We start from the raw sequence: 21,467 nt of genomic DNA on the forward strand, positions 1-21,467 counted from the left end.
CGGATGCGCCACGAGGCCACCGGTCACCATCGGGCCCACCGGGTACAGCTCGTACTCGAGCCACGTCGCGACGCCGAAGTTGCCGCCGCCGCCGCGCACCGCCCAGAAGAGGTCGGGATGCTCCTCGGCGCTGGCCCGCACCACCTCACCGGTGGCGGTCACCAGCTCGACGGCCCGGAGGCTGTCCACCGCCATGCCGTACTTGCCCATGAGCCAGCCGAGCCCGCCCCCGAGGGTCAAACCGCCGACGCCGGTGGTCGAGACCACGCCGCCGGTGCTGGCGAGCGCGTAGAGCTGGGTCTCGCGGTTGTAGTCGCCCCAGGTCGCGCCGCCCTGCGCCCGCGCGCGGCGCGCGCGGGAGTCGACGTGGACGGCGCGCATGGCGGACAGATCGATCATGATCCCGCCGTCCGTGACCGCGTTGCCGGCGACGTTGTGGCCACCACCCCGCACCGCGATCTCGAGCCCGCGCTCGCGCGCGAAGCGCACCGCGGCTTGCACGTCGGCGGTGCCGTAGCCGCGGGCCACCAGCGCCGGCCGGCGGTCGATCATGCCGTTGTGCACGCGACGGGCGTCGTCGTAGCCCGCGTCCGACGGCGCGAGGACGGAGCCGATGAGCTGCGCACGAAGGGTATCGCTGGGATGGGGATCGGTGGTCATCGAAAGGCTCCTCCTGACAGGTGAGATGTGAACACGAGCGGGCTGGCAAGCACCGGAAGTGCCACCCGGCAAACTTCAGGCAATATTGACATAGCGGATCGCCGACGGCACGCCGCGCCCGGGTATCGTGTCCGGGCCAGTGGCACAATGCCCGATTCGCTCGAGGTCACTCGCGGCCCCGCCGGCACATCAGCGAGACAGCCGCGGCGTGGACAGCAGGGTCACCAGGGCGCGGGCTCCGGCGGACATCGTGCGCGCCTCACTGTGGATGACGTGGAAGTGCCGTCGGATCCGCAGGCGACGCAGGCGGACGGCGGCGAGGCGGCGATCGGCCACCTCGCCTCGCACGGCATGCACCGAGACGAAGGCCACACCCAGTCCGGCCATGACCGCCTGCTTGATGGCCTCGGTGTGGCCCAGTTCCATCGAGACGCGCCGGCGGATGCCGGCCTGGTCCAGGGCTCGCTCGGTCACCCGACGCGTCGCCGAGCCTTCCTCGCGGACCAGCAGCGGCTCGTCGGTGAGCTCAGCCGGGACGACTTCACGTCGTCCGGCCCAGCGGTGCCGGGGCGATACGATCAGGACGAGCTCGTCGGCGAGCCCGGCCGCCAGACATTCCTCTCCGGGGGCCAGACCGTGCCCGCCAACCACTCCCAGATCCACGTCGTGGGCGCGGATGGCGTCCTCGATGGCCCGGGAGTTGGCGATCCGAAGCTGCAAGTCGATGCCGGGATGCCGCCGTCGAAACGCCCCGATGATCGCCGGCAGGACGTAGATTCCCGGTGTCGTGCTCGCACCCACCAGCAGGGAGCCGCGCTTGAGACCCTGCAGCTCGCCGAGGACGTCCCGAACGTCGGTCAGCGTCGCGAACACGCGCTTCGCCCGCTCCTCCAATAGCCGGCCGGCCTCGGTCAGTATCACGCCTCGGGTGAGTCGATCGAAGAGGCGGACGCCGAGCTCTCCCTCCAGCTCTCGGATGTGCTGCGAGAGCGCCGGCTGGCTTGCGTGAAGCGCTTCCGCGGCCTGACGGTAGCTTCGGGCGCGGACGATGGCGAGGAACACCTCGAGCTGTCGAAGAGTCATGCCATAAGCCTAGACCTATCGGACTGGTAAGAAAACTGTATTGGAGCTTATCCCGAACTGCGGCGTAGCCATGAGCTACCAACGCGAGCCCGGCGCTCCGGGCAGAAGGAGGCGACCATGATCTTCCGTCAATTCCTGGCCCCCCAGACCGGCTGCGCCAGCTACCTCTTCGGCTGAGGAGGCGCAGCCAGCTGCGCTGTGGTGGATCCACAGCAGGACATCGGCCCCTACGTCGAGGCTGCCGCGCAGAAGAACATGCGCATCACCCACATCTTCGAGACCCACGTCCAGGCCGACCATGCCTCGGGAGCGCAATCACTGGCCCGGGCGACCGGAGCGCCAGTGCTGGTTCACGAGTCGGCCCCGGTCGAGTTCCTCCATGTCGATGTCCGGGATGGCGAGCAGCACGATCTCGGCAATGTCCGGATCACGGTCCTGCACACGCCGGGACATACGCCGGACGGCATCTCGCTCCTGGTGACCGACCAGACCCGAGGTCCGGAGCCCTGGTTCGTGCTGACCGGAGACACCCTGTTCGCGGGTGGCGTCGGGCGGCCGGATCTCCTCGGGCAGGGAGCGGAGACCGCGCTGGCCGAGCAGCTCTACGAGAGCCTCACCAAGAAACTGCTCTGTCTCCCCGACCACATCGAGGTCTTCCCCGCCCACTTCAGCGGCTCGGCCTGCGGCAAGGGACTGAGCGGCAAGCCGGGCTCGACGATCGGGTTCGAGCGCCGATTCAATCCCGCGCTTCAGATCCCGTCCCGGGCCGAGTTCGTCCGGTACGTCCTGGCCGATCTGCCGCCGCAGCCCGAGACGTTCGCGGAGAACCGCCGTCGCAATCTGGGACGCGTGTGACCGATACCCGGCTCGGGCTCCGGGCGAACCTGCCTCAGTTCTCGCTGCTGGTGCTGCTGAATGGATTCGTCGGCGCCATGGTGGGTCTGGAGCGCACCATCCTGCCCCTCCTCGGCGAGCAGGAGTTCGGCCTGAGCTCGAAGACCGCCATCACATCGTTCATCGTCAGCTTCGGCGTGACCAAGGCGATCCTCAACCTCGTGGCCGCCCGCCTGTCGGACCGCCTGGGGCGCAAGCCGCTCCTCGTCACCGGCTGGCTTCTCGCCCTGCCGGTGCCCTTCCTGATCATCCACGCGCCAACCTGGGGCTGGATCGACCTGGCCAATGTGCTGCTGGGCGCCAACCAGGCCCTGGCGTGGTCGATGACGGTGATCATGAAGATCGACCTGGTCGGGCCGCGGCGCCGAGGACTCGCCCTCGGGCTCAACGAGTTCGCCGGCTACTTCGCGGTCGGCCTCATGTCGTGGATCACCGGATACGTGGCCGCTCACTACGCGCTCCGGCCTCAGCCCTTTTACCTGGGGATCGGGATCTCGATCGTCGGGCTCGTGCTTTCGGTGGCGACCATCCGGGAGACGCGAGGGCACGTCGCGCTCGAAGCGGCCTCGCGAGGCGCTCCCACCCCCAGCGGCCAGCCGTCCTTCCGCCAGATCTTCTTCACGACGAGCGCGGGCAACGTGAGCCTCTTCGCGGCTTGCCAGGCCGGCCTCGTCAACAACCTCAACGACGGCATGTCGTGGGGACTCTATCCCCTGTTCTTCGCGGCTCACGGGCTCGATGTCGAGCGGATCGGCGTGGTGAAGGCGGTCTACCCGGCGGTCTGGGGCGCGCTCCAGATCGCGACGGGAATGCTATCGGACCGCCTGGGCCGCAAGGGGCTGATCGCGTGGGGGATGGTGGTCCAGGCCGGTGGAATCTGGCTGACGGTGCTCGTGCCCGACTACGAAGCGTGGCTGGCCGGGGCGATCCTGCAAGGAGTCGGGACCGCGATGGTGTATCCCACGCTTCTCGCGGCGATCACGGATCACGCGCACCCAACCTGGCGGGCCTCGAGCCTCGGGGTCTATCGCTTCTGGCGTGATCTTGGCTACGCAGTTGGGGCACTATTGTCGGGATTGATCGCAGATTCGGTCGGCATCGAGGCGGCGATCCACGTCGTGGCCGCGCTTACCCTGCTCTCGGGAGGCGTGGTTTCAGTCGCCATGCACCGGCCCGCGCCCGTGACCGTGGTCGCCCGTTGACGGCGCGAGCGGCCACCGGTTCGACGAGCCGAAAGACACGGAGGTGCGATCGCCGCGGACCAGGCGGCCCGCCGCTGAGTCTCGTCAGAAGCTCACCCGCACGCCGCCCCAGCCCGCGATGGGCGCGCCCGGGGCCACGAACCGCTGCACCGCGATGGGGTTGGCGAAGGCGTTGAAGTTGAGCGCGCCCCCGGTGGCGTAGTGAGTATTGGTGACGTTGTCGCCGCGCGCCCAGAGCTCCACCTGCGGAATCGGCCGGTAGCGGACCTGGAGGTTCAGGATGCCGTAGCCGTCGAGCTTGGCGCGCTGGTTGGCGTCGTCGCCTCGCAGGAAGACGCCGGACACCGCGGCCACGTCGGCGCCGATCCAGAAGTTCTTCAGGGCCTCGACCTCCGCGCCGAGCTTCAGGTTGTGCAGGGGAATGCCGGGAATCCGATCGCCGGAGCGAACGGCCACCCCGCTGGGATCGGTCACGCTCGCCAGGGTCTCGTCGCTCTGGTAGGTGGCATCGACGAACGCGTAGCTCAGGAAGTAGCGCAGCCGCTTCCACGCCCCCGACACGCCGAGCTCCGCGCCCTGGCGGCGCGTGCCGCCCACGTTGCGGAAGAACCCGCCTCCGCCGGTCTCGGTGGTCGTGAAGAGAATGTCGTCCTGGACGTCCGTGCGAAAGAGACTGGCGCTCCACTGCAGCGCGGATGGATTGCCGAACAGGGGCAGCTTGCCCCGCGCCCCCAGCTCGTAGGTCCGGGCCACGACCGGGCGGAGCGGCGGGTCGGCCACGAAGGCGTTGGGCAGGTTGCAGGGGGCGTCGGGATCGGCGCACGTGAGCTCGGCGGGAGTGGGCGCGCGGAACCCCTCGCTGTAGGAGAAGAACAGGGCGAGGCTCTCGAGGGCCTGGAAGGTCAATCCCGCGGCCGGGCTGAAACGGCTGAAGTCGTGGTCGCCGTCGAGCGCCGGATTCTGGCCGCTCCGGTCGCGGATCGCGATGCCGACGTGCTGGTAGCGGCCGGCCACCGTGATGGCCAGCTGCTCGGTGATGTCGAAGGTGTCGGTGAGGTAGACGCCGACGTTCTGCTGCCGCGTGCGCACGTCCACCGCCGTCTCGAAATCGCCGGTCTGCACGGTGCCCACCCCCAGCCGCTTCGGCACGAGGTCGGCAGGGGCCTCGCGCTGGTCGAAGCGCGATTGATGACCGTCGTAGGCGACCCCGGAGGTCACCCGATTGCCGTGGCCGAGGATCTTCCCCTTGTACGACAGCTGCACGGTACCGCCCCAGTCCTGCGAGTCGGTCTTCGTCGTCCGGTTCTCGCCCTCGGCGGCGCGCGCGAGCGTGCCGGCGACCGGATTGCCGGCGCCGTCGACGAGGCCGGCCGACGGGCCCTGACAGTTGCCCAGGTGCACGAGCCGGCCGCCGGCGTCGAACACCGGCTCGCCGGTGGCGTCGTCGATGCAGTCGACCTCGACGTCACCGTTGAAGGTACGGCGCTGGTAGTCGCGATAGAACGCGTTGCCGGTGAGCAGCAGATCGTCGGTCAGCTGGTGACGCCCCTGCAGGATGCCGAGGTTCATCCGGTTGCGCGTCTGGTCCGGGAACGTGTAGACCGCATTGCGGTGCTGGTCCAGGATGCTCTGCGGCACCAGCCCGTTGCCGGTCAGATCGTTGTCGACGTACGAGTAGGTCAGGCCGATGGCGGTCCCGGCCCGCTCCCAGCCCACCTTCGTGAAGAGCTGACGCAGCTGGCTGGGTGAATCCGCGCGCCAGCCGTCCTCGTCCAGTGCGTTGAAGGCCAGATACCAGTCGAGCGGGCCCCACGAGCCGCCGTGTTCCGCCTCGACGTTCCAGCGGCCGAACGATCCGCCGGAGGCCCCGATGGACGTGCCGGGGTCGTCGCGGCCGTTCTTGGTGCGCAGGGCGAGGGCGCCGCCCAGCGTGTTGAGCCCGAAGATCGGATTGGAGCCCGGGATGACGTCGATCCCGGCCAGAGACAGCTTGGGGATCAGATCCCAGCTCACCGTGTCGCCGAATCCGTCGTTGAAGCGCATGCCATCGAGGTAGACCGACAGCCCGATGGCACTGCCGGTCAGCGGCGAGGCGAGGAATCCGCGATACGTGACGTCGCTCTGCCAGGAATTGCCCTGGTTGCCACTGACGTTGACGGAGCCGAGGCGGCGGAAGAGCGTGTCGGGCAGATCGACCGTGTTCCGGCCATTGAGGTCGTCGCCCCCGAGGGACTGCACGTTGCCCGCGTACTTCTCGATGGGCACCCCGAGCGCCGGCAGGGGCGTGGTGCCGATGACCACCACGGGGGGCAGCGTCACCGCCGGGGGCGGCGTGGGCTGAGCGTCCTGGCCAAGGCCCGGACTGGCCCCCGCCAGCACGGCCACCATCGTGGTCAGCCCGACCAGGCGCCACCGAGCCACGATCATCGCCTCCTCCTGGCTGACTCGCCGCCGAGTACCAACGCGCGGGGCGGAAAGAGCAAGGGCCACCTGGCTACGAACCCGTGGCCCGGTGGCTACGGGGTGGTCGGGAGCTCGGTAGTCAGTCGAGGGGCAGCGGGCTGCCCCCCAGATCCTCGGCCCGCTGCACGAAGATCAGCACCGCGAATCCCTTCCGGTCCGGATCGCGGTCCTTCTCCGCCTGCACGAGGCGCCGCCAGACCTCCTCGTATACCGGGCCGGTGCGGTGGATCTCCGCGGTCCCGTAGAAGCGCGCGATCCCGCCGCGCGGCAGCAGCCCGGACTCGCGGAGCTGAGGCTTGCGGAAGAACACGGTCACCCGCGCGCCGTCGGCGAGCGAAGCGCTCGTCGAGCCCTGGCCGCGCTCCCAGAGGGCGAGGTGCTCGTCGTCGTAGACCATGGTGCTGCCGCGCGGGGTGACCTGGGCGAACCCGTCGGGCAGCACGGTCGCGACCAGACAGACGTTGGCGGGGAAGGCGGTGTCGATGTGCTCGTGCAGCGCGCGCGGGATCCGGCTCATCGTCCGACCGCGATGCCCCACGGCCCCTTCCCCGCCGTCACCGTGGCCACCACCTTCTGGCTCTCGGTGTCGATCACCGAGACCGTCTCGGACACGCCGTTGGCCACGTAGAGCTTCTTGCCGTCGCGGGTGATGCCGATCCCCCACGGGCGCACACCCACCGGGATGAACGCCGCGACCTTCAGCGCCTCCACGTCGATGACGGCCACGTCGTTCGACCCGCCGTTGGCGACGTAGGCCCACTTGCCGACCGGGTGGACGACGACGCCCTTGGGCTTCGGGCCCGGGCGGTCCAGCTTGAGCGTCGAGACGACCACCTTCTTCGCCACGTCGATCACCGACACCTGCCCCCCGATCTCCGCGGTGACGAAGGCCCGCTGGCCGTCGGGGGTGAAGGCGGACTCGCGCGGGCGGCTCCCGACGAGGATCGTGCCGACCGTCTTCAGGGCGGAGGTATCGATCACCGAGATCGTGTGCGTGGTCTCGGCGGTGACGTAGACGAGCCGCCCGTCGGGGCTCACCGACACGCCCTCCGGCTCGGTGCCGACGGGTATCACCGCGAGCACCTTCCCGGTCCTGGTGTCGATGACGGACGCGGTGTTGGCGTCCTCGTTGGAGACGTAGAGCCGGGCGCCGTCCGGGCTGACCGCGAACGCCTCCGGATCCGAGCCCGCCGAGAACCGCCCCTTCACCGTGCGCGAGGCCGCATCCACCACCGCGATCGCGTTGTCGTGTCCGAGCGCCACGTAGACCGTCTTGCCGTCCGGGCTCACCCCGATGCCCCGCGGCCGATTGCCCACCGCGATGGTGGCCACCACCTTGTCGGAGGCGGCGTCGATCACCGTGACGGTGTTCGAGCGCTCGTTGGACACGTACACCAGCGGCTCGGCCGCCGCGGGCGCGGCGCCCGCTCCGAGCATCGTCAGCGACAGCAGCGCCAGCCCGGCCCGGCGTGGCATCATCGCATCGCCTCCGTCAGGACGCGAAGCGGCACCGGCTCTCCGTCATCGCGGTGCCGAGCGCGTCGAGGTTCTTGCCGCCGACGTCCGCCAGCACCGCGAGCGGCGCGAGCGGTCCGCCGATCTCCTCCCCCTTGCGCGCGCCCGCCACGTAGAGCGGCTGCCGCAATTGATGATCCCATTTTCGAAACGTCAGCGCCTCGCCCTTGTGCCCGTCGAAGGGCGGCGCCGACTCCAGGAACGCGACGAGGGCCGCGCCGTCCGTGGCGCCGGCCCGCACCACCGCCTCGCCGACCAGCTTGACCGCGGCCCATCCGGCCCACGCGGTCTCGGTCATCGGCGCATTCCACCGGCGGCGGAAGCGCCGGTTCAGCTCGCGGGCGCTGAACCGCTCCAGCTCCTGATGCCAGCCGAGCGCCCAGATCCCCGCCGCGCGCTCGGCGGGCACGCGCATCCCGCTCTCGCCGATGGCCGCGATGCGGTCCGGCCGCCGGCCTTCCGCGATGGCCCGGGCCATCGCCGCGTCCAGGCCGCGGTCGTCGACGGCCAGCAACAGGACGTCGGTGGCGGCCGCGTCCGGGCCGATGCTGCCGCCGCGGCGGGCCACGCTGCGCCGCGCCGCCGCCTCGACCTCGGCCCCGCGCGGCGACCCGTCGCTCACCACGCTCCACCGCGGCAGCTTGCGCTGCTCGATCAGGATCTGGGTGAGGGCGTCGACGTACATGGACACGCTGGGCGTCACGTGGAAGGCGCGCCGGTCGCAGGCGTCGTTGCGCAGCCGATCGTCTGGCGCGCCGACGTTGAGAACCGGGATCCCCGCGCCGGCCACCTGGAGCAGCGCCTCGCCCCCGCCCGGACCCGCGCCGCCGACCACCGCCAGCGTGCCGGTGCGGTCCAGCACGCGACCGGCCGATGAGCCCGCGCGGTCGGTCTCCGGCTCGAGGCGCAGGCGCTTGGCGAAGAGCGTGGCCAGGGCATTGGCGTCGTCGAGGCCGAGCGCGGCCCCGCGGCTCAATTCGGTGGCTCGCTCCGCGTCGGCGGGCAGCAGCAGGCCCACCGTCACCACGTCCTCCGCGCACGCGGCGCGGGCGGCCAGCAGCGCGGCGCCTCCGCCCGAGAGCGAGGCGAGAAACGCACGACGGCCGAGCCGGCCGGTCACGCGATGAGCCGGAGCCATCGCGGCCCGCCCGGGCCCGCTCGTCGCAGCAGCGCCGCGTCGACGCCCCAGGCGCGGCCCGCCCCCGCGCCGATGAAGATCACCATCGAGACCACGAGCAGGAGATGAAAGCCCTGCTGACCGAAGCTCATCCACTGGCTGGCCAGCCCGAAGTTCACCGCCAGGTAGAGGCCGACCAGTGCGGTGAGCCGGGTGGCGAGGCCGATGGTGAGGCCGATGCCCACCACCACCTCGCCCCACACCTGCAGCGTCGCGAAGAGCGCCGCGTGGGGCAGCACGACGTGCTCCAGGAAATCCTTGTACCAGCCGATCGGATTGCCCGCCGCGAACTCGGCGACCCGCTTGGGATGAAAGGCGACGAAGCGCGGCGAGACCGTCGGATACGGCAGCACGTCCCAGGCGAGTCCCATGGCGAGCTTGGTCCACACCGCCTTGAGGAACCACGCACCGACGACCACGCGCAGCAATGCGAGCCAGGCTTGAGCGGCCAGCATGAGCGCGGGCAGTGTACGTGATGGGGCGCGACGTGGGCAAGCGAGTCGGGCGCGGCGGCGCGAGACGCGATGAGCTACGACGCGGTCAAGACAACAGAGCCCTTCCGTCGGCCACGTGGCCGGCGAAAGGGCCCGAGAATGACTGAGCGACGCCTGCGCTAGAAGCGGTCGTCCGGCTCCCGCTCGAAGTCGTCCTGATAGGAATTGATCTCGGCGTCCATCTTCACTTCCACGAATTCCGGGGTTTCCCAGGCCATCGCTCTCTCCTCTCTCGACTGACTGACTCTCGAGGCTCGGCACAGGGCTCCACACGGAGCCACGTGGCGACGATTCTAGGGTCCCGGCACCGCGAAGGTCAAGCGCTTTCCGCCGGCCGCCGGCGGCCGGCTACGCGTTGACCTGGCCCTCGGTTTGTGGCGGACTGCGCCCATGTCACCCCCATCTGGACCATGGGCGCGGCCGGGCCGCCGGCGGTTCCTGGCCACCCTGGTCGCCGTCGCCTCCGGCCGGATGGCCGGCGGCCGGCGCGCAGCCGCCGGACCGGTGCCCGTCATCGGCGTGCAGCTCTACACGGTCCGCACCCTGCTGGGGAAGGACTTCGAGGGCACTCTGGCCGCCCTCGCGACCATCGGGCTCCGCGAGGTCGAGTTCGCGGGCTACCACGGTCGCCCCCCGGAGGCCGTCCGCGACGCCCTGGCTCGAGCCGGCCTCACCGCCCCGTCCGCGCATGTGCCGCTCGAATCCGTGCGCGACGATCTGCCGCGCGTGCTGGACGGGGCCCGCGTCATGGGCCACCGGTATCTCGTGGTGGCCTCGCTGCCCGAGCCCCAGCGAACCCTCGACGGCTATCGGGCGGCGGCCGACCTGTTCAACCGCGTGGGCCAGCAGGTGCAGGCCGACGGCATGCAGCTCGCCTATCACAACCACGCGTTCGAGTTCGCGGCTCGCGACGGCCGCCTGCCCTACGACATCCTGCTGGAGCGCTGCGACCCGCGCTCCGTGGCCTTCGAGATGGATCTGTACTGGATCAGCAGGGGCGGCCAGGATCCGCTGTCGTACTTCGCCCGCTGGCCCGGCCGTTTCCCGCTCGTGCACGTCAAGGACTCGGGCGGGCCGCCGAACCACCGCATGAGCGACGTCGGCGCGGGCCGCATCCCGTGGAAGGCGATCTTCGCCCGACGGCAGCAGGCCGGCATCCGCCACGCGTTCATCGAGCACGACGAGCCCGCCGACCCGCTCGCCAGTGTCCGGAGGAGCTATGAGTATCTGCGCCGCCTCGAGCTGTGATCGCCGATCGTCGACGCGTCTCGCCGCCGCCCTCGGAGCGCTGACCCTGTCGGCGTGTCTGGTCCCGCTTCCGATGCCGGCCGAGGAGCGGAACCTGGCCGCTGCCCGCAACGGCGCGCAGGTCATCAAGTACACCTCGGAGCAGGGCGGGCCGTGGCGAGCCGAGCGACTCATCGACGAGCACGAGCCGCCGGGCGGCTGGATCTCGGCGGACAGCTCGCTGCCGCAGGAGATCATCGTGCGGCTTCCCGCGTCGGCGCGCTTCAACACGCTCGTCTTCGACCTGAACAGCGGCGCGCCCGAAGGCGAGTGGGCGCGGGACGTCTCGATCTATACCGCCGATCCCTTCCCCACCATGGGCGGATGGAAGTTGGTGGCCGCGGTGAGCCTGGCCCGTCAGGCCGGAGACCAGACGTTCGCGGTCACATCGACGGACGGCCGGTTCGTGCGCCTCCTCATCACCGCCGCGCAAGCGTCGAGTGCGCCGCGGGTGAGCCTCGGGCGGTTCGGCCTGTTCCTGCGCTGAGCGCCGGCCTCAGCCCGGGAACGGCGGCACATAGGTCAGGCCGTACTTGGCCAAGATGTTCTGGATGGTCTGGTCGGCGAGCAGCCCTTCGAGCACTTGATTGACCGCGTCGCGAAGCGACGGGTCGGCGCCGATCAGGCGCACCGCGACGTTCCACTGCAGCTCGGGATCGCGGACGTAGCCGTCGGCCACCTTCACCGCCACCTCCGGGTGCTCCTTGAGGAACCAGCCCAGGTACGGATCGGTGACCATGCCCGCGGCGACCTCGCCCTTCGCCACCGCCTCGATGATCTCGGTCTGGTCCCGGTAGGCGGTGATTCCGATGCCGTGAGTCTCGAGCATGTAATGCGGCCAGGACGTGTACTCCACGCCGATCTTGCCCGCCTTCACGTCCTCCGGCCGGTGGACGACCGTATCGGCCCGCGGCACCAACAGCACGTAGCCGCTCCCCGCATACGCGCGGGTCAGGAGGGCTCCGCGGGCCGGAGGAGCCTTGTCGGTCTTCAGCGGCACCACCGCGCCGATGAGGGCATCGCATTCTGCGCGACGCGCGTGGCGAGTGAAGATGATCCACTCGGGGATGACCTTGACCCCGAGAGTCCGGGCGATCGCGCCCGCGATCTCCAGCTGGAAGCCGGGCCGGCCGGGATCCTGGCTGGAGAAGGGCAGCGCATCGGGATGCGCGCACACCTTGAGCCAGCCGCGTTCCTTGACCTCGGCCAGCGATGCCGCGCCGATCTCGAGAGGGAGCAGACCGGTGACGAGCAGCGCCACGCACACCGCGACGGAGACGCGATATCGGGGCATGGTCACTTGTCCTCCACTTTCGACAGGGAGAGGACGTAGGCAACGAGCTTCCAGATGTTCTCTCCGGGCATGGTCGTCTCGAATCCGGGCATGCCGTTGGGCGAGCCCTTGGTGATGCGCGCGTAGACGTAGGCGCGCTCGAGCTTGGCCCCCCGCAGCTTGGGCGCGCGCGAGGGGCCGCCGTCCTTGCCGTGGCAGTAGCCGGTGCAGGTTTGCCGAAAGAGCTGTGCCCCCTCGCCGATGACCTTGGTGTCCGTGAGGTCGAAGGGGGGAGCGCCGCCGGGGAGACCCTGCGCGAAGCCGGGCGAGTGATCGACGAGCCAGCCGCCGACGGTCACAGACGCGGCGAAGAGCGCCGCCGCGGTCACCGCGGCGAAGAGCCTGGAAGATCGCATGAGCAAGCCGCCGTTGTCGATGATACACCGCGGCGGGACGGTTCCCGCCGTCCCGCCGCGGCGCGCGGCACTCCCTTACTTGAGGCTGAAGACGAAGAGCGCGCTGCCGGCCGGGAAGTGCTCCACCTCGGGCCACAGCGCCGGGTAGAGACCCAGGACCAGCGAGCCGAGGCCGCTCGGCACCGCGATGTACTGCTTGCCGTTCACCGAGTAGCTGATCGGACCGCCGCGATGGCCGGAGCCGGTCCGGAAGTTCCACAGCTCGGCGCCGCTGTCGGCGTCGTAGGCGTGCACCGTCCCTTCGACGTCACCGTGGAAGACGAGGTCGCCGCCGGTGGACAGCACGCTGCCGATCGGCGGGTACTTGAAGTTGACCGTCCACTTCCGCTCGCCGGTCACCGGGTCGCGGGCGTCCAGATGGCCGTAGGCCTCACCGCCCGGCGGATGCTTCGCCACCTGATCGCCGCCGAAGAACAGCCCGGCCGCCGGCTCGGTGACCGGAGTCTGCTTCTCGACGGTGACCTCCTCGCAGACTTCCATCGCGGTGTTGTACCAGAGCTTGGTCTTCGGGCTGTAGGAGCCGGAGTTCCAGCTCCGGCCGCCCGCGATCCACGGGCACACGAAGTGCGGCTTGCCCACCTCGCGCGGAGAGCTCCGACCGACCAGCTCGCCGGTCTTGGGATCTATGCTCTTCACGAAGGTGAAGGTGTGCGTCATCGGCCACACGTTGTGCAGCTTGCCGTTCGTCCGGTCCATCACGAAGACGAAGCCGCTCTTGTTCTGATGCACGAGCAGCTTCTTGCCGTCCCGATCCATGATGAGGCTCTCGCCCAGGCCGGAGTCGTAGTCCCAGTCGTCGTGGGGAACCTCCTGGTAGTGCCACTTGAGCTGGCCGGTGTCGGGGTCGAGCGCGATGACCGACGAGGTATAGAGATTGTCGCCCGGCCGCGCGCCGCCCCAGTCGTAGTCGGGCGCCGGATTGCCGGTCCCCCAGTACACGAGGTTGAGTGCCGGATCGTAGGAGCCGGTCATCCATCCGCCACCGCCGCCGAATTTGCCGGACTCACCGCCCCAGCTCTTCGGATCGTTCTTGATGACGTTGAACTCCCAGGCTTTCGACCCGTCGGCAGCCTTCACCGCGAAGATCTTGCCTTGGATCGGCAGCTCGCCCGCGGTCTGGCCCAGGATCACCTTGTCCTTGACCACCAGCGGCGCGCCGGTGAAGTTGCAGCTGCACTTCTTGGTGTCCAGGAGCGTGGTCACCCACGTCTCCTTGCCGTTCTTCATGTTCAGCGCGATCACCCGTCCGTCCAGCGTCCCGAAGTACACGTTGCCGTGCCCGGCCGCGAGCCCCCGGTTGTAGGGTTGGAAGAACAGGGTGGTGACGACCGGATCCAGCTTCGTGTAGTAGTGCCAGATCTCCTTCCCGGTGGCCCCGTCCAGCGCGAACACGCGGTTGTTGGAGGCGATGTAGTACAGGACGCCGTCGATCACGAGCGGAGTCGATTCGAGACCCTGCACGACTACGCCCGATTGATGCACCCACGCCACTTGCAGATCCTTGACGTTCGTCTTGTTGATCTGGGCGAGCGGGCTGTAGCGGTAGGACTCGTAGCTGCGGTGGTACATCGGCCAGTTGTTCGGGTCGTCCGACGTGAGTCGGGACGCCCCCATCGGTTGGGCCTGAGCGACGCATGCCAGGACTGCGGAAGCGAGCAGGAGAGCTACGGTGAGGGTGGTGAATCGGAACGTCCTCGTCCGCATGGTCTAACTCCTTCCTCCGAGGGTGGCGTCAGCGCCATGAGTCCCCGCTCGTTTCATCGAGCCGGGACCAGACAACTCGGGTTTATACGAGAGCGATCGGAGCACTGTCAATAGAATGATCGAGCGCAGCGCGGCATTGACCCTGGCGCGGCGGCGGCGGTAACATTGCCGCGCCGCGAAAGTCCGAGCGTGCGCGCGGAGTCCTATCGCTCGACCACGGCCCGGAGCTTCTCGATCGTCTCCACGAGGCTTCGCCGCTCCGCCCCCCGCGTGATGAACCCGGGCAGGATGGTCTGCACCGCGATCGCGTAGGTGACCCGGCTGCCGCCCTCGGTGGCGTCGACCTGCCAGAACCCGGTGTTCTCCCGGAAGAAGTTGTTGGGATGAGCGGGATCGAGATGCCATTCGATCCGACGTCGCGACGGATCCGGGTACTTCACCATGTGGAACCCGAAGGAGAACGGCCCGATCCCGACCTCGTACCGCACGAGCGCATGCCGGGCGTCGACCTCGACCGGCTCCGCGCTGATCACCCGCGGATAGTAGCGGGGATGCCCTCGATAGTCGACGAGCACCGCCCACACGCGCTCCGGAGCCGCGCGCATCCGGCCGACCGCGGTCCCGCCCCGGGCCGACTCGCTCGCGCCCGGCGGCAGCGTGTCGGAGACCACCACCTCGCCGGCGGCCAGACGGTCCGGCTGATCGGCGCACGCGCCAGGGGAATTCGCGCCCGCCACGGCGAGCAGTCCGAAGGCGGTGGCAGCCAGCACGAGGGCGGCCCGAGCGCGGCGAGCGGTCCGATCCAGGCTCGTCATGGACGCAAGCCCCGCCCGCACCATACCGCGTGACGGCCGCGACAGGCTACCGGCGGCCCTGACGATCGCCGGTTGACCCCGCGAGGCCCACCGGATAGCATGCCGCTTCACCCCGCGACGAGGGGACCATGCGGCCGCCGCGACCCGCACCACCGAGGAAGCCGGCTGGCGTGCCTGGACATCCAAACGCAGAGGGCAACCGTAGAAGTGGTCGGAGGATGGACCGGTGAGTGACAACGCAAAGCGAGGCCTTCTGGATACGATCGCCGCCGCGTTCCTGCGCCGGCGCCTCTCCGGCCGACGCCTGCGCGCGGCCGCCGTGCGCGGCCTCAACGTGATCTCCGGCGAAGTGGACGGCGGCCTCCGGATGGATTTCGACCACGCCGCGAGCTGCTTCACGCAGGCCGCGCCCTGGCTCGCGGCCCATGCGAGTGGGATCGCGGAGGCGCCCGTCCCCCCGTCCGCGCCGCGCCGGGTGCCGGCGCTCTCCATCGTGGTCATGGCGGTCGGCTCGCGCGGCGATGTCCAGCCCTTCATTCCGATCGGCCGCCGGCTCGCCCAGCGCCACCGGGTGCGCCTCGCGACCCACCGCGAGTTCCGACCGATGGTCGAGGAAGCCGGATTGGAGTTCTTTCCACTCGGCGGCGACCCACACGAGATGATGGAGTACATCGTCAAGACGGGCGGCCGCATCCTCCCGACCCGCCTCGATCAGATCTGGGAGGACGTGCCGAAGAAGCGAGCGATGATCGCCGAGATCCTCGCCTCGACGTGGCGGGCCTGCACGGAAGCCGATCCCGAACGTCCCGGTGCGGCGCCCTTCCGGCCGGACGTGATCGTGGCCAATCCGCCCAGCTACGGGCACATTCATTGCGCCGAAGCCCTGCACATCCCGCTGCACATGATCTTCACCATGCCCTGGAGCGCCACCTGCGCCTTCCCCCACCCGTTCGCCCGGATCGATCCCAGCACGCATCGTCCGGTGGAGAACTTCTTCTCGTACGGCGTCATCGACCTGCTGGTGTGGGCCGGGATCGGCGACCTCGTGGACACGTTCCGCACGGAGACCCTGGGACTGCCGCCGGTCACGCTCACGGACGGGGCCGCGCTGCTGGAAGACCACGAGGTGCCGTTCACGTACTTGTGGCCGGCCAGCCTGGTGCCCAAGCCTGAGGACTGGGGTCCGCACATCGAGCTGGCGAACTTCATCGAGTACGAGCAGGCCCACACCTACCGGCCGCCACAGGCCCTGCTCGACTTCCTGGCCGCCGGGGAGGCGCCGATCTACGTCGGCTTCGGCTCGGTCGTGGCCGAAGACCCCGTCGGCCTGACCCGCACCATCTTCACGGCCCTCGACCGGGCCGGCGCGCGGGGCATCGTGTCCGCGGGCTGGGCGCATCTCGGCGGCGAGACGCCGCCATCGAACGTGTACGTGATCGGCGACGCGCCGCACGACTGGCTGTTCGCGCACTGCCGGGCCGTCTGCCATCACGGGGGCGCGGGCACGACGTCGGCGGGCCTGCGGGCCGGGCTGCCGACGATCGTGGTGCCCTTCTTCGGAGACCAGTTCTTCTGGGGGCGCATCGTGGCGGACGCGGGGGCCGGGCCCGAGCCGATTCCGATCCGGCGACTCGACCGCGACAATCTCACCGCGGCCTTCGACGCGTGCCGCCGGCCCCAGATTCGCGAGCGGGCGAGCGAGCTCGGCGCCCGGCTCCGCGCCACCGACGGCGTGGAGCTCGTCGTGCAATCGATCGAGCGTCACCTCCCGCTCGCCGCGATGGCGTGCTCGCACGATCCGGACCATCTGGCCTCGCTCTACTGCGACACGTGCGGCCTCGCTCTCTGCGAGGAGCACACCCGCCGCGCGCATTTCGAGCACCAGGTCCATCCGTACCGCTACGTCGACTGGGGCCGGGGTCGAGCGCACGGGCTCGTCGGCGAGCTCGGCGAGCTGATCGCCGACGCCGCCCAGGCCTTGCAGGCCGGGCTGGCCGAGCTCGTGCCGGGACGGACGAATCCCGGTCCGCACGGAGAGGGGCCGAGCGACCGGAAGGAGCCGTCGCCCGCCGAGGACGACGGACCGGCCCGCCGGCTTCCATGATAGGTCGCGTCTACTCCGACTTGAGCTTCGCCCGGGATGCGGGCGCGTGGGAGCCCGCCGGCTCCCGGCGCCGGGGCCGGACCGTGCAGACCGTGACCACCATCGTCAGGGCCAGCAGCTCGCAGAACACGAGACCCCAGCTCCGAAAGCGATGCGCCCACGCGCCCGTCCAGATGGCGGGGGCCAGGGCGGCGCCGAGCGAGAGAATGATTCCCATGAAGTAGGGCCGTGGCACGCCGAACGACCAGGCGGGAAACCACCAGACCTGGCCCTTGCGGAATCGGCCCACGCCGAAATGCCGGTTGCACGCGAACCAGAGAAAGTCCCAGGTCACGGTGAGCAGGAAGAACATCGCGAGCAGATCCGCCTCCCGCTCCCAGGAGCCCCCGTAGAACTGGGGGACGTGCACGAAGAGCAGGATGCACGTCGCGAGGCACACGTGGTATCCGGTGATCGGCTTCCCGAACCAGCGGCGAACTCGCGGACCGTCCCAGCGCCAGGTGGGCAGCTTCTCGGCCCAGCCGTGCGGCCCCTCGATCTGGATCTCGAGGTGCGCGAGGATGAACGCGATGAGAAAGAAGTAGGCCCCCAGCAGCAGGGTCACGAGACCGTCCCCATGGTCCAAGGTCCGCCCCAGGAGTATGTCATGTGGCGGAGCTACGCGATCAAAGGTCGGAACTTCCAGAAGTAGTTGATGATCCCCTCGCCCTCGTGGATCCGGCGGAAGCACAGCTCCACCGGCTGCTCGAAGGCCACGGTGGCCGGGTCGCAGTCGGTGAGCTGGGTGTAGAAGCGGCCGCCGCCTTCCAGGTCCGCCGACACCATCACGGTGGGCGGATCCGGGTTCGGCACGAGGTGATCCTTCGCGAAGGTGAAGATCGTGCCGCGGCGGGAGAGGCGGTACTCGCGCAGGTCCGGAGACGAGCACTGCCAGCAGAGATGCCGCCGCGGGTACGAGACCGCGCCGCAGTCGGCGCACCGCTGGCCGTAGAGACGCAGATCCTGCCGCTCCTCGCGCACCATGGTGGGCACGCTGGTGAACGCGCGCACCACCTCGGTCTCGACGTGACGGCGGAACGACAGCAGCTTGCCGTAGTGGGTGAGTGGCGCGCCCGCCGCCAGCTGCGCGGAGACCGGGCGATGGAAGCGGGCGCGCGCGAGCGCGTCGGTGCACTGGAAGAGCAACGCCTCGGCTCCGCTGCCGTAGGAGACGACCAGCACCTGGTCGCCGGGACGACACTCCTCCAGCGCGGCGGCCAGGCCGAGCAGGCACGACGCAGAGCCGGTGTTGCCGGCGCGGCCGATCACCGGCTCCTTCGGCATCGCGCGCTCGGGCAGGCGCAGCTGCCGGACCAGCGCCGCGTGGGTGCGCGCGTCAGGCCCGTACAGCACGATCTTGGCGATGTCCTCGCGCTTGCGGCCGGTCGCGCGCAGCGCGCCCTCGACGGCCTCGGCGATGTGCCGGTCGAGGCCGTGGGCCTTCACGAAGGTCATGTCGGGTAGCACGCTGAGATAGCGATCGGCCGGGCCGCGCCAGACGTCGGTGAACTCGCGGCTGACGCTGTGGCCACCTTCGTAGGTGGCGATCACGCCATCGCCGCCGACCAGCACCGCGCCGGCCCCGTCGCCCAGCTGGATCTCCTCCGCGGAGCCGGGAGCTACCGGCCGCAGGTCCGCCGCGGCCACCAGCGCCTCGACGGCCGTACCCGCCTTCACCGCGTCGAGGGCCAGCCGCAGCGCGGTGGTGCCGCACCGGAGCGAGCCGCCGAAGTCGGCGGTCAGCGTCTCCGGGCCGAGGTCGGCGACCGCGGCGAGCAGCGTGGCGCTCGACTTCTCGAGGTACGGCGCCGTGGTGGAGGCGAAGAAGCACGCGCCGATGCGGCTCACGTCGCAGCCGTGCACGGCGTCGAGCGCCGCATCGCACGCCATGGTGAGGCTGTCCTCGTCATAGCCGGCCACCGCGCGCTCGCCGCTGCCCCCGCCGCCACCCCAGACCGCGGCGAGCGTTCTCGCGGAGAGACGGTAGCGGGGCACGTGGGCGCCGACGGAGACGATGCCGATCATCGCGAACCTCTCATTCACCCCTCACCCCGCCCTCTCCCCCGAGGGGAGAGGGCGATGCGCGGATCCTACTGGCCGAGGAAGTAGCGGCGCGGGTCGAAGAGGCGAACGATGGCCAGCTCCTCGGCGGTCGGCGAATCGAAGCGCCGCAGCGTGGGGGCCACCTCCAGCTCCCAGCCGCACGCCTCGCGGGCCGCCTGCACCGCGTCGGCCTCGCGCACGTCGCCGAACAGGCCGGTCAGGATGAGCACGTCCCGCTCGCCCACCTTCTCGTACACGCCCAGGTCCGACACCACGGTGCGCACCGTCCGGCCCGGCGCGGTGATGTACGGCACCTTGTCCACGAAGCGGCGCGGCGACTGCTGCAGGCACACCACCACCTCGCGCGCGGACGAGGCGATGTCGTTGGCCCCGCCCGAGCCGGTGATGTACGTCATGCCCGGCATGATCGTCGAGTTGATGTTGCCGTGCTTGTCGACCTGGCCGGCGGCCAGCGCGCCCAGGCACTGGTTGTGGCGGCCGCCCATGAAGATGCCCATGACGTGCAGGATGTCGGTGAGCATCTTGCTCGACGGGAAATTGCGGAACGAGAACACGAACGGCTCGGCCGGGCGCGGCAGATAGCCCACCATCCCGGTCTCGGCCATGAGCTCCACGTCCGCGCCGCCCTGCTTCAGCTGATAGGCGGCCAGCCACGCGGCCAGGTTGGAATTGCCGACCCCGGCCAGAAACGTCTTGTAGCCGTGGGCCCGAACCTTCTCGGCCAGCATGCGCGACGCCGACACCACCATCCACTCCGACGCGGAGGCGGCCGGGGTCGTGGGCAGATCCGGCGAGAGCGTGTCGAGCTCGGAGACCCACGCATCGGTGTGCGCCCGCCCCTTGATCTCCATGATGCCGCCGTAGCCGATCTTGGACAGGTAGGCCGCGTGGTCCGGCACGTCGAGCATCCACTCCTTGATCCAGGCGTCCGCGGTGTCGGGCCGCCGGAAGGCCCGCCGGCACTCGAGGATCCACTCGAGGTCCTCCGCGTAGCCTTCCAGCTCCGGCACGTTCATCCCGTACATGCCGCCGGGATGATTGCCGTGCGGCGTCTCGACCACCGCGCGCACGTACTGCGCGGGCAGGCGTACCAGATCGGCGTGGCGGCGGATGAAATCGGTGGAGACGATCTTCTCGACGGTCACCACCGCCCCGTTCCGGGCCGCCATCGCGCCGTACATGCCCTCGTTGGCCGGCGCGGCCACGATGACGTTGCCGGCCCGGTCCCCGGCCCAGCCGTGCATCAGAGCCACGTCGGGCACCAGGGCGCGCACGTAGCCCACGCGGCCTTCGAGGCCGAACGGATCGTCGGCGACGATGAAATCGCCGTTGCGCCCGTTGTCGTCCTCCATGCTCGAGCCGAGCAGCGAGCGAGTGGGCAGGAACGGCACGCCCATGGCCCCGGCGAGCAGGCGCAGCGGGAACGTGAGCATGGACCAGTTCGAGACTTCGAGGCGTCCGTCCAGCACCGCCTTCGAGATGAGCAGCTGCGGCGTCGGGAACGGATAGCCCTCGCCCATGAACGTGGTGATCACCCGGCGCACGAGACCACCGTAGACCAGGGCGGTCCACGGCGAGCCGACGCCGACCGCCGCGAGCGTGAAGCCGGGGGTCTTGCCCCACCACTGGCGGACCAGCTCGCGCACCAGCGGGTTGGAGCGGCCATGGGCGGCGCCGAGGTAGATCGTGTGGCCCGCGTGGACGTGTCGCCGGAGCGCGTCGTCGAGGGTGGTGGTCTTGTCGGGGCCCTCGTGCAGCGGCACCGCGAGACGCTGGCGGATGACGTCCTGGTACGACTGGCTCAGCATCGATCCCCCTCACCCGGCCCTCTCCCCAGGGGGGAGAGGGAACCGCGCGCGCATGCTCCGAGAGCAGACATCGAAGTGGTCAGGCGGCGCGGTCGGCACCGCCGAAGATTCGCGCCTTGATCCGCCGGGGCACCCAGCGGGCGAGCCGCCGCGCCACCGCGGCGGTGCGCTCGAGCGAGGCGGGCGAGCCCGGCCAGTACCGCAGCACGAGCGGCCGGTCGATGAAGGTCAGCACCCCGTCGACCACCACCGCGGCGAGCAGCAGGTCGTCCAGATACCCGAGCAGCGGAATGAAGTCGGGGACCAGATCGATCGGGCTGGCCAGGTACACCGCCAGCGCGGCCATCACCACCTTGGCCGCGCTGGGCACATCGCGATCGGCGGCCAGCGCCACCAGCATCCGCGCCAG

Annotated in this window: 20 protein-coding genes and 1 pseudogene; 5 read left to right on the plus strand and 16 right to left on the minus strand. The window is 70.1% G+C overall.

The genetic code is table 11. The features are described from left to right. On the minus strand, positions 1-660 hold a 660-nt coding region (locus tag VKN16_04430), incomplete at its 3' end, for an FAD-dependent oxidoreductase (GenBank protein ID HME93444.1). 189 nt (positions 661-849) lie between these two features. Then, positions 850-1,743 carry a LysR family transcriptional regulator gene (locus tag VKN16_04435; protein HME93445.1) on the minus strand — a complete coding sequence of 298 codons (894 nt, stop codon included), beginning with the start codon at positions 1,741-1,743 and terminating at the stop codon, positions 850-852. A gap of 201 nt (positions 1,744-1,944) precedes the next feature. Here VKN16_04435 and VKN16_04440 point away from each other — a divergent pair, with 201 nt between their 5' ends. Continuing rightward, complete coding sequence (locus VKN16_04440; protein ID HME93446.1) at positions 1,945-2,598, plus strand: MBL fold metallo-hydrolase; 654 nt, start codon at positions 1,945-1,947, stop codon at positions 2,596-2,598. Then, positions 2,595-3,839: an MFS transporter gene (locus VKN16_04445; protein ID HME93447.1), complete on the plus strand. Its 1,245-nt coding sequence runs from the start codon at positions 2,595-2,597 to the stop codon at positions 3,837-3,839. The genes VKN16_04440 and VKN16_04445 overlap by 4 nt, the downstream gene beginning before the upstream one ends. A gap of 84 nt (positions 3,840-3,923) precedes the next feature. Here the strand turns inward: VKN16_04445 and VKN16_04450 are convergent, their stop codons facing one another. The 6 genes from VKN16_04450 to pqqA all read right to left on the minus strand — a co-directional run bounded on the left by VKN16_04450 (position 3,924) and on the right by pqqA (position 9,706). Continuing rightward, positions 3,924-6,266 carry a TonB-dependent receptor gene (locus VKN16_04450; GenBank protein ID HME93448.1) on the minus strand — a complete coding sequence of 781 codons (2,343 nt, stop codon included), beginning with the start codon at positions 6,264-6,266 and terminating at the stop codon, positions 3,924-3,926. A gap of 115 nt (positions 6,267-6,381) precedes the next feature. Continuing rightward, positions 6,382-6,819: a pyridoxamine 5'-phosphate oxidase family protein gene (locus VKN16_04455; GenBank protein ID HME93449.1), complete on the minus strand. Its 438-nt coding sequence runs from the start codon at positions 6,817-6,819 to the stop codon at positions 6,382-6,384. Continuing rightward, a complete protein-coding gene (locus VKN16_04460; protein HME93450.1) occupies positions 6,816-7,781 on the minus strand; it encodes a PQQ-dependent catabolism-associated beta-propeller protein in 966 nt (321 codons plus the stop codon). The genes VKN16_04455 and VKN16_04460 overlap by 4 nt, the downstream gene beginning before the upstream one ends. Positions 7,782-7,794: 13 nt before the next feature. After that, complete coding sequence (locus VKN16_04465; GenBank protein HME93451.1) at positions 7,795-8,937, minus strand: ABC transporter substrate-binding protein; 1,143 nt, start codon at positions 8,935-8,937, stop codon at positions 7,795-7,797. After that, positions 8,934-9,449, minus strand: coding sequence for a TQO small subunit DoxD (locus VKN16_04470; protein HME93452.1), 516 nt, complete (start codon positions 9,447-9,449; stop codon positions 8,934-8,936). Before VKN16_04470 ends, VKN16_04465 begins: the two co-directional genes overlap by 4 nt. Before the next feature lie 158 nt (positions 9,450-9,607). Beyond that, entirely contained in the window at positions 9,608-9,706 is a 99-nt protein-coding gene (gene pqqA, locus VKN16_04475) for a pyrroloquinoline quinone precursor peptide PqqA (GenBank protein ID HME93453.1), read from the minus strand. A 172-nt stretch (positions 9,707-9,878) separates the two neighbouring features. Between pqqA and VKN16_04480 the strand changes: the two genes are divergently transcribed. Next, positions 9,879-10,736 carry a sugar phosphate isomerase/epimerase gene (locus VKN16_04480; GenBank protein ID HME93454.1) on the plus strand — a complete coding sequence of 286 codons (858 nt, stop codon included), beginning with the start codon at positions 9,879-9,881 and terminating at the stop codon, positions 10,734-10,736. Next, a complete protein-coding gene (locus tag VKN16_04485; GenBank protein ID HME93455.1) occupies positions 10,708-11,262 on the plus strand; it encodes a hypothetical protein in 555 nt (184 codons plus the stop codon). Before VKN16_04480 ends, VKN16_04485 begins: the two co-directional genes overlap by 29 nt. A gap of 9 nt (positions 11,263-11,271) precedes the next feature. Here the strand turns inward: VKN16_04485 and VKN16_04490 are convergent, their stop codons facing one another. From VKN16_04490 to VKN16_04505, 4 genes are all read right to left on the minus strand, one after another. Next, positions 11,272-12,069, minus strand: coding sequence for a transporter substrate-binding domain-containing protein (locus VKN16_04490; protein HME93456.1), 798 nt, complete (start codon positions 12,067-12,069; stop codon positions 11,272-11,274). A gap of 2 nt (positions 12,070-12,071) precedes the next feature. After that, positions 12,072-12,464: a cytochrome c gene (locus VKN16_04495; GenBank protein ID HME93457.1), complete on the minus strand. Its 393-nt coding sequence runs from the start codon at positions 12,462-12,464 to the stop codon at positions 12,072-12,074. Between the two features lie 75 nt (positions 12,465-12,539). Continuing rightward, positions 12,540-14,138, minus strand: coding sequence for a PQQ-dependent dehydrogenase, methanol/ethanol family (locus VKN16_04500; GenBank protein ID HME93458.1), 1,599 nt, complete (start codon positions 14,136-14,138; stop codon positions 12,540-12,542). Positions 14,139-14,431: 293 nt separating this feature from the next. Then, positions 14,432-15,043, minus strand: a complete 612-nt coding sequence (locus VKN16_04505; protein ID HME93459.1) for an SRPBCC family protein — start codon at positions 15,041-15,043, stop codon at positions 14,432-14,434. 226 nt (positions 15,044-15,269) lie between these two features. Between VKN16_04505 and VKN16_04510 the strand changes: the two genes are divergently transcribed. Beyond that, a complete protein-coding gene (locus VKN16_04510) occupies positions 15,270-17,147 on the plus strand; it encodes a glycosyltransferase (protein ID HME93460.1) in 1,878 nt (625 codons plus the stop codon). 10 nt (positions 17,148-17,157) lie between these two features. On the opposite strand, the gene VKN16_04515 is transcribed toward VKN16_04510, so the two are convergent. The 4 genes and pseudogenes from VKN16_04515 to VKN16_04530 form a co-directional block, all read right to left on the minus strand. Beyond that, the gene (locus VKN16_04515; GenBank protein HME93461.1) at positions 17,158-17,751 is read right to left on the minus strand and encodes a hypothetical protein; all 594 of its coding nucleotides are present in this window, start codon (positions 17,749-17,751) and stop codon (positions 17,158-17,160) included. A gap of 53 nt (positions 17,752-17,804) precedes the next feature. Then, entirely contained in the window at positions 17,805-19,211 is a 1,407-nt protein-coding gene (locus VKN16_04520; GenBank protein ID HME93462.1) for an OB-fold domain-containing protein, read from the minus strand. Between the two features lie 65 nt (positions 19,212-19,276). After that, positions 19,277-21,058: a CoA-transferase gene (locus VKN16_04525; protein ID HME93463.1), complete on the minus strand. Its 1,782-nt coding sequence runs from the start codon at positions 21,056-21,058 to the stop codon at positions 19,277-19,279. A gap of 256 nt (positions 21,059-21,314) precedes the next feature. Then, positions 21,315-21,416 (minus strand): annotated as a pseudogene (locus VKN16_04530) (DUF1232 domain-containing protein). Positions 21,417-21,467 lie beyond the last annotated feature (51 nt).

It is taken from the genome of Candidatus Methylomirabilota bacterium (assembly GCA_035315345.1).
Classification (GTDB): domain Bacteria; phylum Methylomirabilota; class Methylomirabilia; order Rokubacteriales; family CSP1-6; genus CAMLFJ01.